The sequence below is a fragment of the Vulgatibacter sp. genome (assembly GCF_041687135.1).
In the GTDB taxonomy this organism is placed as follows: domain Bacteria; phylum Myxococcota; class Myxococcia; order Myxococcales; family Vulgatibacteraceae; genus JAWLCN01.
The window spans coordinates 34790-48093 of the sequence record NZ_JAWLCN010000009.1; the positions used below are offsets into that span (position 1 = coordinate 34790).

The following is a 13304-nucleotide window of genomic DNA, read 5'->3' on the forward strand; positions in this document are numbered from 1 at the left end:
GCATCGCCCGTCGGTGTTCTGCACCTTCTCCCCCGGGCGCTTTCACGCCACCCGCTGCACGCAATCGTTGGCACCGCGCCCCCTGCGGCGTTAGACGTGCTCCCGCAAGGCAGCGGAGCAGGAGCGCGCATGGGAACGGAACGGCGGGAAGAGATGCGGGGGCGGCTGGTCCTGGGCACGGCGGCGCTCGGCAGGCCGGCCTACATGACGCTCGGGCATGCCGGTGACTTTCCCGAGGGCCGCACGCCCGAAGCGATGGAGCGGCACGCCCACGCGATCTTCGACGCAGCGTACGCCGGGGGCATCCGGGCGCTGGACACGGCGCGCTCCTACGGCAGGGGCGAGGCCTTCGTGCGCTCGTGGCTCGATGCGCGCGGCCTGCAGCCCGGCGCCGTGCGGGTGAGCTCGAAGTGGGGCTACCGCTACGTCGGCGGGTGGCAGCTCGAGGCCGACAAACACGAGGTGAAGGATCACTCCCTCGCTGCGCTGCGCGCGCAGCTGCAGGAGTCCCGCGACACCCTCGGTCCCTACCTCGGCCTCTACCAGATCCACTCGGCGACGAAGGAGAGCGGTGTCCTCGACGACGAAGCGGTGCTCGACGAGCTGGCCCGCGCCCGGGACGAGGGCCTGCAGATCGGCCTCAGCACGAGCGGGCCTGCGCAGGCGGAGATCGTCCGGCGCGCGCTGCGGATCCGCCGCGGTGGCACGCCCCTCTTCCGCGCGGTGCAGTCGACGTGGAACCTGCTCGAGCGATCCTCCGAGGAGGCGCTGCGCGAGGCGCACGAGGCGGGCTGCACGGTCTTGCTCAAGGAGGTCTTCGCCAACGGCAGGCTCTCGCCACGCGGCGACGCGGCAACGGGTACCGCCGGCACGATCGCCCGCGAGCTCGGCGTCGGTCTCGACGTGCTGGCCGTTGCCGCCGCCCTCGCGCAGCCCTTTGCAGACAGCGTGGTGCTCGGCTCGGCCACCATCGACCAGCTCCACTCGCATCTCGCCGGCACCGAACTGCACCTGCCGCCCGACGTGCTCGAGCGCCTCGGCGTCGTCCGAGAGGACGCCTTCGCCTATTGGCAGCGTCGCGCGTCCATCCCCTGGAGCTGAAGCCCGGGCGGGAGGGCGAAGCGACGCCCTCCCGCCCAACGCCATCAGCGCGCGGCGGCCAGTTCGCTCCGTGCGAACTCGAGCGCCGTGTCGTTGCCGGTGCGCAGCGCCCAGGCTGCGGCGAGGACCGGGAACGCGGCCCATCGCTCCGCGGCGTGCCAGAGGAGCCCGCGCCACGTCCTGCCACCCGCCTCCTCGAACCGCGCCACGATCCTGCCGAGCGCCGCCGCGCCGAAGCAGCCGTGGAGCATCGCGAAGTCCACCGAGGGATCGGTCACCTGCGCCTCGGTCCAGTCGAGGATCCCGCGCAGCGCACCGTCGGGTGCGAGCAGGAGGTGGCCGGGGTGGAGATCGCCGTGCACCAGCGCGAGGTGTTCGGGCCAGCAGCGGTCCTCGTCGAGCCAGCGCAACCAGCGGGCACGGAGCCGCTCCGGCGGACGGAGCTCCGCCGCCGTGGCCTCGATCGCGTGGAAGAGCTCGGTGCGGACGTCGTCGATCCGCCGGAGCGGTAGTCCGGCCTGCTGCACCTCCACGATCGGTATCGCCTGCAGCGCCGCGAGCGCCCCGGCCAGCGAATCGACGAAGGCCTCCGGGAGCTCCCCGGGCCGGATCACGTTCCACGTGGGCCCGCTCGCCGGGGCGACCGTCACCGCGGGCACGCCTTCCAGCCGGGGGTAGGCGATCACGTCCGGTGCGTGGACGTGCCACTGCGGCACCGCGACCGGCAGCCGTGGCTGCACGAGCGCGAGGACCCGGGCCTCCACCAGCGACGAGGCCTGGACGTCCTGCCGCCGCGGTGTCCGCAGAATCCACCGGCGTCCTTCGCCGTCGGTGGCGTGGGCGACGCGGAAGTCGAGCCCCGTCCCGTCGAACGCGTCCCCGTCGGCGCGCAGCTCGAGCCCGTGTCGACGGGCCGCGGCGAGCAGCTCGTCGACCGAGCGGATCTCGCGCCGCTCGAGGACGAGGTGGCGCCAGCGCTCGATGTCGGCGGGCAGGGCCCGCACCGCGAGGCGGACGTCCTCGTCGCCCCACGCCTCGGTGAGGACCCGTGCCCTGCTGCGGATCTCGCTGAGCGCGCGTCCGTCCGTGATCGGCACGGCGAGGATCTCGCCGCGCAGCTCCCCGTCGAACGCGGCCACGATGGCTTCGTGGAGCCGCTTCGTGTCTCCGGGATCGAGTGCGCTCACGAGGAGGGCGCCGGGCACGGCGCGCGCGAGCGCCTCCCGCTCCGCCTCGTCGAGCCGGTCGACCTTGTTGAGGACGACGAGCTCGGGCACGTCTGCACCGCCGATCGCCCCGATGCTCTCGCGGGTGACGCGCATCTGCTCCGCCCAGTCGGGATCGGAGCCGTCGACCACATGGAGAAGGAGCCCCGCGTCGCGGGCTTCCGCCAGGGTGGAGCGGAAGGAGGCCACGAGATCGTGCGGGAGGTTGCGGATGAAGCCGACGGTGTCGGAGACCAGGATCGGCGGCGACGTCGGTGGCGCGAGGGAGCGGACGGTGGAGCCGAGGGTCGCGAAGAGCTTGTCCTCGACGAGCACGTCGGCGCCGGTGAGCGCCCGCATCACCGTGGACTTGCCGGCGTTGGTGTAGCCGACGAGCGCGATCCGCAAGGCGTCGCGCCGCCCCCGCTGCTTCTCCTCCCGGGTCGAGAGCGCGGCGAGCTCCTGCCGCAGCGCAGCGAGACGCTCGCGGATCCGTCGTTTCTCCAGCTCGACGTTGGTGTGGCCGCGACCGCCGCGTCCGCCGCCGCCGCCTTCGCTCGAGGTGACGGCCTCGTCGTGGCGCACGCGCGGCGCCTCGTACGAGAGACGCGCGATCTCTATTTCGACGCGGGCGATCGGCGTCTGCGCGCGCTGCTCGAAGACGCGCAGGACCACGCCGGCGCGATCGACCACCGGCAGGTCGAGCGCGGACTCGAGCTGGTGCAGCTGCCCCGGGCGCAGCTCGGCGTCCACGGCGAGAAGGAGGCTTTCCTCGCCGTGCTGCCGCTTCAGCTCTTCGACGAGCGCCTCGAGCGCTTCCTGCTTCCCGGCGCCGAGGAAGCCCGAACTTTGTGGTTTTCGGCGTTGCACCACCCGCTCGACGACGGTGATCCCCAGCCCGCGCAGGAGGTGTTCGAGCTCGGTGAGCGACGCCTCGGCGTCGCGGTGATCGTTGTCGGCGTGCCTGCGGGAGAGGAGGACGGCGAACGAAGGAAGATCGGAAGGACGAGACATACGGTGTCTCCGTGCGCACGGCCGCAATCGACGCGCGCGAGGGAAGACCCGATGGCAGGGGGTGTGATTGACGCCAGACCGCAGGGGCGCATGACGCATCGCAAGCACCACACCCCGCGCCCCGGGCTTTCCAATGGAAGAGGAAAGGGGGAAACGGGGAGCCGGCAGCACCTGCATGCGACGCCTGCACGTCGGCCTCGGGGGCGACGGCGGCGGCAGCGGAGCTGCCCGACTCAGCGCAAGCGGATGAAGTCAATCATGGGCGGCAGGATGCACAGGTCGGCAGGTCTCTGCAAGCCCCCCGCTCGAAGCGCCACCCTGCCCATGGCCAGGCCCCGTGATTCCAGCCGCTTGGGCGCTGCCGTATTGCTGCAGGGCGGAGCCTGCCCCCTTTGAGTAGCTAGCAAAATCAAAATAGTGCTAGCTTCGCCCCCCAGCCATGCTCGACGCGACCCTTCTCGCTGATCTCCAGCTGAACGATCTGCCGGGCACCGCCCCGGAAGCAGCACGCCTCGTCGAAGGCAGCTACCTGCGCCTCGCCGGCTGGCTCGAGGGCCATCTGCCCCGGATCGGCACGCTGATCGCCGCGACCTCGATCTCGCTCTACGGCCGCTACCTCACGGACACCGTGCGCAAGACCGCGCGCGACTGGCCCTTCCTCCTGCGGGTCGGACTCTTCGTCGTCGTCGTCGGCTTCGCCGTCGGCGCGATCATCGCCGCCGTCGCGCCACTGATCACCGCCGGCCTCCGTTCGGTCGGCACCCTGTACCTGCTGCCCGCGATCCTCTGTGCCTTCATCGTAATCGGCATCCTCGCCGAGCGAAGCGGCCGCATCTGAACGAGCTGTCCCAACGAAAGAGCCGCCCATGTCGAGAGCGCGAATGCCAGATTTGCCGCAGCCCGCACCGAGCCCCTTCGAGCCGCCGCCGAAGCGCAGCAGCGCGGGCATCGCGTGGCTCGTCGCCGTGGTCGTGGCAACCGGCGGAATCACCGCCTTCTATTCTGCTCGCTCGGATCTCGGCGAGGAGCGCATCGCCCATACCGCGACGCAGGTCACCCTCCACGCCTCGCGGATCGAGCTCGAGACGCTGGAGAAGCGCATCAGCGAGCTCGAGGCGGAGCGGGCGGCGCTCGCCGAGGAGGCGAAGGCGAAGGCCGAAGAGGCGCGGCTCAAGGCCGAGGCGCTGGCTGCGATGTTCCGCACCCAGGAAGAGCTGCAGGATCTGCTCGAGGCGGAGATCGCCAAAGGCAGCGTGCTCATCTCGCAGCAGCGCGGCGAGCTCGTGGTCGATCTCATCGACCAGGTTGTCTTCGACTCCGGCGAGGCGGAGCTGAACGCCAGGGGCAAGGCGGTGCTGCGCCAGGTCGGCGAGACCCTCGCCCGTGTGCCGGACAAGATCATCCAGGTCTCCGGCCATACCGACCGCTTGAAGATCTCGAAGAAGCTCTCCGCCCGCTTCCCCACCAACTGGGAGCTCTCCGCCGCGCGGGCGACGCACGTCGTTCGCTACCTGCAGGACGAGATCGGGCTCCCCGGCGATCGGCTCGTCGCTGCTGGCCTGGCAGAGTTCCGGCCCATCGCCTCGAATAGGACGCGGTCCGGGCGGAGCAGGAACCGCCGCATCGAGGTCCGGCTCCTGGCCCTGCCGACGCCACGGGAGTCTCGGGCCACCGCCGCGCGCTGAATCCCCAACGCGGCGCTGCGCCAACCTCCGCGATGGCCTGGCCCGACAGCGCCGGCGCGTTTGGCCTCGGCGCCGAGGGAATCGATGCGCTTCGTCGTTGACGAAAGCGCCACGCGGCCCGAAGGTCGGCGGCGGATGAAACGTCGCGAATTGCTGCAGGCGCTCGCCCAATGGATCGGGCTGGGCGGCATCGTCGGAGTGGCCACCGGTGCGGCCTCTGCGCTCTTCCTGTGGCTGCTCGACCTGGCGACCGACTTCCGCACGGGCCACCACACCATCGTCTGGCTGCTGCCGCTGGCAGGTCTCGGGCTCGGCTGGTTCCTCGAGCGCTTTGGCCAGCGCGTCCTTCCCGGCAACAACCTCGTCATCGACACCATCCACGACGAGGGGCCGGAGATCCCGCTGCGCATGGCGCCGATCGCGCTCTTCGGCACCGTGCTCACCCACCTCTTCGGCGGCAGCGCCGGGCGGGAGGGCACGGCGGTCCAGGTGGGCGCGAGCCTCACCGACTGGATCGCCCACCGCCTCCGCGTTCCGCCACCGACACGGCAGCAGCTCCTCGCCGCAGGCGTCGCCGGCGGCTTCGGCTCGGTCTTCGGCACGCCGGTGGCCGGCATCGTCTTCGGCCTCGAGTTCGTTACCCTCGGCCGGATCGAATACCGAGCGATCGTTCCCGCGCTCGTCGCGTCGGTGGTCGGCGACATGGTGACCCGGGGCCTGGGCATCGGGCACACGCACTATCCCGCGCCTCCGGTGGTTCCCCTCACGCCGCTGCTGCTGCTCAAGTGGCTCGTCTTCGCCGTGGCCGTCGCGCTCGTCACCATCGCCTTCATCGAGCTGACCCACCTGATCAAGAAGCACGGCCGGCGGATTCGCAGCCTGCCCGTGCGGATGTTCGTCGGCGGCGTTGCGGTCGTCGCGCTCTGGCAGCTCGTGGGCACGGACGACTACCTCGGCCTCGGGATCCCGACGATCGTGCGCGCCTTCGAGGATCCGGGCCTGCCCGCCTACGCGTTCGCCTTGAAGCTCCTCTTCACCGCCATCACCCTGGGCGTCGGCTTCCTCGGCGGCGAGGTGACGCCACTCTTCTTCGTCGGCGCGGCCCTCGGCAACGTCCTCGCGCAGCTCCTCGGCCTGCCGCTGGAGCTGGGCGCCGGGGTGGGGCTCGCCGCGGTCTTCGCCGCCGCAGCCAACACGCCCCTCGCGCTCTCGATCATGGCGGCGGAGCTCCTCGGCGCTGCGGTCTTTCCCCACGTGGTGATTGTCTGCGTGCTCGCCTACCTGCTCACCGGGCACCGGAGCATCTACCCGGCGCAGCGCCTCACCAGCGGCAAGGGGGGAGCGATCCTGCCGGTGCCGAGGGCGCTGCGCGATCTGGGCCAGCCGCCCGGCCCGGAGGACCCGGACCGTCGGTGAAATCGGCGGGGCAGGGCGACCCGACCGTGCGACTTCTCGCACTACCGGCATGTCCGGCTCCGTGCTTTCGTTGCTGTCATGCGCCGCCTCGACCGTGCACCGCCGCGTCTCCTCGAGACCGACCGGCTCGTACTCGCTCCGCACCGCCTCGAAGATTTCGAGGACAGCCTCCGCATGTGGAGCGATCCCGCGGTGACGCTCCACATCGGCGGCCGCCCGTCCACCGAGGAGGAGGTCTGGGCCCGGTTGCAGCGCTACGCGGGGATCTGGGCGCTCCTCGGCTACGGCTACTGGGTGGTCCGGGAGCGGGGAACGGGGGCCTTCGTCGGTGAGATCGGCTTTGCGGACTTCCGCCGCGCCATCGAGCCGCCGTTCGGTGACGCGCCCGAGATCGGCTGGGCGCTCGTGCCGCAGGCCTGGGGCAGGGGGCTGGCGACGGAGGCGGTCGGCGCTGCCACCCGCTGGGCCGACGCGGCCTTCGGGCAGCGCCGGACCGTCTGCATGATCCGGCCGGAGAACACCGCCTCGCGGCGCGTCGCCGAGCGCTGCGGGTACATCGCCTACGGGGAGGCGACCTGCAACGATGCGCGGGTGCTGCTCTTCGAGCGCGAGGCCACGCCTCCAGGTTGAGCGCCGGCGGAATCAAGAAACTTTCAGGCGGGAAGGGCCGGCACGTCGCCGACCATTCGCGCGGACCGGGCGGACGCGGACAGGCGCCGCCAGCAGAGACGGGGGAAGTGGTGAGCAGCGAGCAGCGCAAGGTCGCAGTGGTCACGGGGGGCGCGACGGGTATCGGTTTCGCCACCGTGCGTATGTTGGCGGAGAGCGGTGTCGACGTGGTCTTCGGCAGCCGCGACGAGCGGCGGGGCCAGGTCGCGGCGAAGGCCCTCGCCGATTCGCCGGGCAGCGCGGTCTTCGTGCGCTGCGACGTGCGCAGGGAGGCGGAGGTCGCGGGCCTCTTCGAGGTCGCGCGCAGCTGCTTCGGCGGGGTCGACTGGATGTTCAACAACGCCGGGGTCGAGGGCGCGCTCGCGCTGCTCACCGACGCGGAGGAGGGCGCCGTCGACGACCTCTTCGCGACCAACGTGCGCGGCACCATCTGGGGGATCAAGCACGCGACCCGGTTGATGGTGGAGCAGGGCCGGGGCGGCGCGATCGTCAACACCGCCTCCTTCGTCGGCAGCATCGTTCCGCTGCCGGTGGGCGCGGTCTACGGCGCCACCAAGAGCGCGATCATCAGCCTCACGCGTGCCGCCGCGGCGTCGTTCGGCGAGCACGGGATCCGCTCCTACGCCATCTGCCCCTGGATGACCGAGACGCCGATGCTCGAGCGCCTCACCGGCGGCGAGGACGCAGCGCGGGAGCAGTTCCAGGGCATCAACCCGAGCAGGCAATTCGTTCGGCCCGGGGACGTGGCCCGCATCGTGGTCGACCTCTTCGAGCAGCACGGCCCCTATCGCAACGGCGACGCGGTGCTCGTGGACCATGGCGGGGCGACCAGCCTGATCAGCCCGCCCGAGGTGGTCCCGCTGGCAGCGCGCGCGTGAGAGGAGAGCAGATGATCGCATCGAGAAGAAGTACCATCGCCTTGATCGCCCTCCTCGCCGCCTGCGGCGGCTCGGAGAAGCAGGACGAGAAGGCACCACCCGAGGAGGAGAGCGACGCCATCGCCGTCGATTGGTCCGCGCTTCCCGCGGAAGCCCTCGAGGTGGACGGGTGGTCGTTCAAGGATTGTGGGGACGAGTACTGGCCCGCCCTCTGCGCGACGCATCCGGAGCTGGGTGCGGGGCGGGTGAGCGCGCTCCAATACGCCATCGAGACGATGCCGGAGTTCCGCGCGGAGGTGGAAGCGAACGGCGCCGCGGCAGCGCTGCAATGGTTCGCCGAGTACACCGTGAACCTCGTGCGCGAAGACCGGCCGCTCGGCTGCCCGGGTTCGGAGATGATCCACATCCACTACGAGCCCGGCACCGTCGACTCCCATCCGGCGATGGCCTTCGGCTTCGAGCTGCTCAAGGGCGGCGTGCCCGTGGAGCACGTGCGGGTCTACAACGTCTTCGACGGCGACACGCTCTTCTCGATCAGCATCACCGGCGTGGATCCGGACGATGGCTGCTTCGAACCGGAGGGTGACTTCGAGGTGCCGGGCGCCGCCGATTTCGAGCCGATCTTCCACCGGCTGATGAAGGGCAGCACCAACCTGCGCGGCCTCGGCTGGAAGTCGCCGCCGGCGGGCTGACCCTCGCCGGGGCCCGCCGAGCTACGGCGGGCCCCGTTCGCACGATCAGAGGGGCAGGCAGTTGTTTCCGGCGATGCCGCCCTGGCAGTAGTAGCCGTCCTGGCAGCCGTCCGGGTTGTCGGGGCAGGTGCAGTTCTGCAGGCAGGGATCCGGCTCCTCGACGCAGGTCGAGGTGGTCCCGTCGTCGAGGCAGAACATGCCCGCCGGGCAGCCGTCCGGATTGCCGCCGGTGCAGCTGCAGTCCGCCTCGCAGCCCGCGCCGTTGTCCTCGACGCAGGTGGAGCCCGCGATCCCGCCCTGGCAGAGATAGCCGCCGGGGCAGCCCGTCGCACCGCCGCAGCTGCAGTCCGCCAGGCAGGCATCCGGATCGAGCACGCACGTCGGCGCCTCGCCGCTCTCGTCGCAGACGTAGCCGTCCAGGCACGGGCTCGGCGCGCAGCTGCAGTCACGCAGGCAGGGATCGTAGTCGGCGATGCACCTGCCCGCGTAGAGGGCCGCGTCGCAATGCCAGGTGGCGGGGCAGCCGTCGCCGCCGTCGCAGCCGCACGAGTGCAGGCACGAATCCGCGGCGGGCACGCAGCTCTGGCCGGTGACGCCGCCCTGGCAGACGGTGCCCGGCGGGCAGCCGCTCGGATCGCCGGGGCAGCCGCAGGTGCGCATGCACGCGACGTCGTCGGGCTGGCAGGTGGCGCCCGTTCCGTCGGTCACGCAGCGCAGCGAGGTGAGGCAATCGTCGTCGCCGACGCAGGCGCAGTCGACGTCACCGGGGTTGAGCTCGCAGCGCTCGGGCGGCGGCGCGCAGACGCAGCCGTCGCCGGCGCATTCGCAGACGCTGCCCGCGACGCAGTCCCGATCGGAGATGCAATGGCAGCCGAGCTCGCCGTCGCATGCGACTTCGAGCGGCCACAACGTGCGCGGCAGCGGACCCGAGGGGCCGAGGTGCGACGGCAGGGAGCCCGCCTCGTCGATCGCGACACGGACGAGGCCCTGGTCGGCGCCGGCGTAGAGCACGCCGTCCTCGAGGAAGTGCAGCGCCCAGTAGGTTCCGTGGGCGCGCCCGCTGACGGCGCGGGTCACCCCGCCGCCTGCGCCGTAGACGTAGAGCCCCGAGGTCGTGCCCACGGCGACGTGCCCGGCGCCGTCCGCCGCGAGGGCGGTCGGCCGCACGGCCTCACCCCACGCCTTCTCGGCGAAGCGGTGCGCCCGGCGCGTCTCGAGGTCGATGGTGACGACGCCCTCCGTAGCGTCGAGGGCGTAGAAGGTCCCGTCCGACGACTTTGCGAGGCCGACCACGTCGGTCCACGCCCCGTCCTCCGGCGGCTCGATCGCGTGGATCTCCTCGTCCAGGACCTCGACCACGCCGCCGGCGACGCCGTTCGCTTCGGGAAGCGCGTGGTCCCAGAGGAACATCTCGCGCTCGGCGCCGAGGGCGACCAGCGCGTGCCGGGTGCCGGGGAGGGGGATGACGTCCTGCGCGTGGTTCGACGGCATGCCGGCGAGGTCGTACGCCTTCGAGTCGGACTGGTTGCGCGAATAGCGGCGCAGGAAGGTGGGGACGCCGTCGCTGAGCTCCAGATAGCCGAGCCCGTGGGGACTGCGGTCGTTGACCTTCTCCCAGTCGATCCCGTCGTCGGGAACGCCGGGGTGCCACATCGCCGTGGATGCGAGCCAGAGGCCGCTCTCGCCCCAGGCCGCTGCGGTCATCTCGAGGCTCGTGCCCGGATCGTATTGGGTCTGCAGCTGCCCGACCGTGTCGCCCATCCGCAGCCAGGTCGCGTTGCGCCATGTCGCGATCGCGAGCTCGCGCCTGGCGGGATCGCCGAAGGTGATCCGCGCCGCGCTGAGCAGCGCCGGCATCTCGTCCTCCGGGCTCGTCGCCGGCGGCACGTAGATCTCGCAGGAGCCGTCGTTCTTGAGCCGGCAGATGCTGGTCTGCACCGTGTAACCGTCGCAGGCGAGGCCGGGGTTCTCGTCGCGGAGGCCGAGCCAGGTGTGCCCTTCGACCGGATCGACCGCAATCGACCGCACACCGGAGACCCAGGGGCGGACGAGGCGGGCGTCGTCGGGATCCGAGCCGATGTTCTCGATGCGGAAGACGCCGGTGGGGCGCGCCGACGATTCGTTGCAGCGCTGCACGCCGTCGACGTAGACGCGGCCGTGGGCATCGGCGGTGAGCACCTCGGTCTGCCAGGGAAGGAGATCCGCTTCGCCGCGCCGGCGATCGACGAGCGTGCGGCCGGGCAGGGCGACCTCACCCGTCGAGACCAGATCGAAGGCGACGACGCCGGGCGTCTGCCCGGAGGACGCGGTCTTCATCGTGGCGCCGAGAAGGAGGCGCTGGTTGGCCTCGTCGAGCGCGATGCGGTTGGGCGTCATCGTGGTGCCGTGGACCGCAGCGAGGTCGCGGGAGGGGACCAGGGCCACGAGCTCCCGGCCCACCTGGCCCTGCACCACCGCGTAGATCACGCCGCGCAGGTCCGCCTCGGCGGCGCCGATGTAGATGGCGCCTGCGGTGCCGACCATGTCGGTGAGGATGCTGCCCTCCGGCAGCGTGACGAATTCGCCGGCGGTCGCGCCCGCTGCGTAGAGGCCGATGCGTTTGGGCCTGCCATCTTCCGGCGGGTTTGCCGCGATCGCCAGCACCGGCTCGTCGAAGACGGCACGCGTCATCGCGAAGGCGGCCATCCCCTCGCCGCCGAGATCGAGCCAGCGGTCCACCGTGAGTGTCTCGGCATCGAGCACCGCGACGCCCTGGTCGGTGGTGCCGGCGAAGATCTCGTCGCCGAGCACGCCGATCGTGATCACGATCGCATCCTCGCTCCTCCCGGGGGCGCGCACCGTCGTGCTTCGGAAGCTCCACGCACCCTCCGCATCGACGGAGCCGACCATCACCCGCGACCAGGCCGCGGCGGCGAAGCTCACGTCCGGCGTGAGCCAGGCGAGATCGAAGATCGGAGCGGCGCCGACGGTGCCGCCACCCGGCGTGTCGGCGTAGTCAGCCATCGGCAGGCCGTCGGCGGTGGTGTAGAGGCGGCTCGTGCCGGTGGTGGTGTCGAGAATGGAGAGGCCCGCCGCCATGCCGCCCTGCGGGAGCGCCGCCGGATCGGCGAGGCCGAAGATCGCGGCGTTGCCCATGAAGACGCCCTTGTAGCCGGTGATCAGGACGGGCGTCTCCACACCGGCCAGGAGCGCGTTCGCCCGCGCGGGCAGGTAGCCCCCGAGCCGCTCGAGCTCGTTGATCCGGGGCGGCTCGGGGAGCTCGGTGCCGCCGGCTCCACCGCCGCCTGCCCCGGCCTCGCCGCCGCTTCCGCCCGTGCCACCGGTTCCACCGCTGCCGGCGGTGCCGCCGGATCCGCCGGTTGCGTCCTGGACCACGGGGTTCTTCGACTCGCTGCAGGCAAACAACGCAAGTACGGCGACTGTCGCCGCCAACGGCTTTCGCATTCGCAATTCCCTGTCGAAGGAGGATGCGCCGACCGTACTGCTTCGCTTGCTTCATCGCCAAGCACTCGTTGTGAATGTAGCTCGCAAGGGGGTGCGACATCCGAGCTGCAAGACGTGGTCTACCGCTCCGCCGTCGCCGCCGCTGATTCGCTTGCCCCAACGTAGCCGGTGACCCGCAGCCCCTGCGGCAGCGGCGGGCGGCCGTCGAGCTCCACCAGCACCTCGAGGATCTTGGTGTCGAGGCGCTCCGTCGGCTCGTCGGTGCGCACGTTCTTGCGGCCCATCCGCCTGCCGATCTCGACCACCCGCCCTGCGAAGCGCTCCTCCCAGGCGTCGGCGACGATGGTCGCGGGCTGTCCCGAGCGGACGCGCGCCACGTCCCGTTCGTCCACGTCGAGTCGCACCCGCAGCGCCGAGGTGTCGCCGAAGGTCACCGCGGGCCCCGCCGCCGGGTTCACGTACTCGCCGACCTGCACCAGCACCTGCAGCACCTCGCCTGCGGTGGGGGCCCGGAGGACAAGCCGCTCCAGGTTCGCCCGGGCCTGCGCGAGGTGCGCCTCGGCGAGGGCCACCGCCGCCCGTGCGGCGGCGACGTCCTCGGGGCGCGAGCCATCCGCCAGCGCCTCCCACCGGGCCTCGAGGGCAGCTGCCGTCCGCTCGTCGGCGCGGGCCTGTGCCGCAGCGGAATCGAGGGCCTCCTGCGTCGCCGCGCCCTCGGCGACGAGCCGCTCGGTCCGTGCGTGCACCTCCCCGGAGAGCTTCGCACGGGCCTTCGCCGCGTCGGCCTCCGCCCGCGCTGCACGCACGTCCTCGCGCCGCGCGCCGCTGCGCAGCTTGCGGAGCACGGCCTGCGCCGAGGCGAGCTCCGCCTCCGCCGCTGCCACCTGCGCCTTCTCGCTCTCGTCGCGGAGGGCGACGATCGGCGTTCCCGCCTCGATCCACGCGCCCTCCTCGACGTGCACGGCGGCGACGATCCCGGGGACGTGGAAGGCGAGCGCCGCCTCCCGATCCCGGGGCTCGACCACACCGGGAGCGCCCACGTGCCCCGCGAGCGGCAGCTGCCGCGAGAGGACGCGCGCCGCCGCCGCCTGCTCCGCAGGGCCTGCCTTGGCGAGATCGCCGGTGCGCGCCGTCCGTGCGACGCCGATGGCCAGAAGAACAACCCCTGCGCCCAGCGCCAACTTCGTCATTCGCTTCATG

At 71.8% G+C, this 13304-nt stretch carries 10 protein-coding genes; 7 read left to right on the forward strand and 3 right to left on the reverse strand.

All coding sequences use genetic code 11. The annotated features are described in order from the left end of the window. Positions 1-129 precede the first annotated feature (129 nt). The gene (locus ACESMR_RS18325) at positions 130-1101 is read left to right on the forward strand and encodes an aldo/keto reductase (RefSeq protein WP_373048556.1); all 972 of its coding nucleotides are present in this window, start codon (positions 130-132) and stop codon (positions 1099-1101) included. A gap of 44 nt (positions 1102-1145) precedes the next feature. Here the strand turns inward: ACESMR_RS18325 and hflX are convergent, their stop codons facing one another. Continuing rightward, complete coding sequence (gene hflX, locus ACESMR_RS18330; RefSeq protein WP_373048557.1) at positions 1146-3320, reverse strand: GTPase HflX; 2175 nt, start codon at positions 3318-3320, stop codon at positions 1146-1148. A 439-nt stretch (positions 3321-3759) separates the two neighbouring features. Here hflX and ACESMR_RS18335 point away from each other — a divergent pair, with 439 nt between their 5' ends. The 6 genes from ACESMR_RS18335 (at position 3760) to ACESMR_RS18360 (ending at position 8660) form a co-directional block, all read left to right on the forward strand. Next, positions 3760-4158, forward strand: a complete 399-nt coding sequence (locus ACESMR_RS18335; protein ID WP_373048558.1) for a DUF3392 family protein — start codon at positions 3760-3762, stop codon at positions 4156-4158. A 43-nt stretch (positions 4159-4201) separates the two neighbouring features. Next, positions 4202-5005: a flagellar motor protein MotB gene (locus ACESMR_RS18340; protein ID WP_373048559.1), complete on the forward strand. Its 804-nt coding sequence runs from the start codon at positions 4202-4204 to the stop codon at positions 5003-5005. 135 nt (positions 5006-5140) lie between these two features. Beyond that, positions 5141-6421 (forward strand): chloride channel protein, encoded by a 1281-nt coding sequence (locus tag ACESMR_RS18345; protein ID WP_373048560.1) that lies wholly within the window; start codon positions 5141-5143, stop codon positions 6419-6421. A gap of 78 nt (positions 6422-6499) precedes the next feature. Beyond that, positions 6500-7051 (forward strand): GNAT family N-acetyltransferase, encoded by a 552-nt coding sequence (locus ACESMR_RS18350; RefSeq protein WP_373048561.1) that lies wholly within the window; start codon positions 6500-6502, stop codon positions 7049-7051. Positions 7052-7161: 110 nt separating this feature from the next. Next, positions 7162-7968: an SDR family NAD(P)-dependent oxidoreductase gene (locus ACESMR_RS18355; RefSeq protein ID WP_373048562.1), complete on the forward strand. Its 807-nt coding sequence runs from the start codon at positions 7162-7164 to the stop codon at positions 7966-7968. A gap of 11 nt (positions 7969-7979) precedes the next feature. Continuing rightward, positions 7980-8660 (forward strand): hypothetical protein, encoded by a 681-nt coding sequence (locus ACESMR_RS18360; RefSeq protein ID WP_373048563.1) that lies wholly within the window; start codon positions 7980-7982, stop codon positions 8658-8660. A 45-nt stretch (positions 8661-8705) separates the two neighbouring features. Here ACESMR_RS18360 and ACESMR_RS18365 read toward each other — a convergent pair whose 3' ends face one another. Together ACESMR_RS18365 and ACESMR_RS18370 are read right to left on the reverse strand one after the other, a co-directional pair. Next, the gene (locus tag ACESMR_RS18365; RefSeq protein ID WP_373048564.1) at positions 8706-12035 is read right to left on the reverse strand and encodes a hypothetical protein; all 3330 of its coding nucleotides are present in this window, start codon (positions 12033-12035) and stop codon (positions 8706-8708) included. 188 nt (positions 12036-12223) lie between these two features. Beyond that, entirely contained in the window at positions 12224-13303 is a 1080-nt protein-coding gene (locus ACESMR_RS18370) for an HlyD family secretion protein (RefSeq protein WP_373048565.1), read from the reverse strand. Position 13304 lies beyond the last annotated feature (1 nt).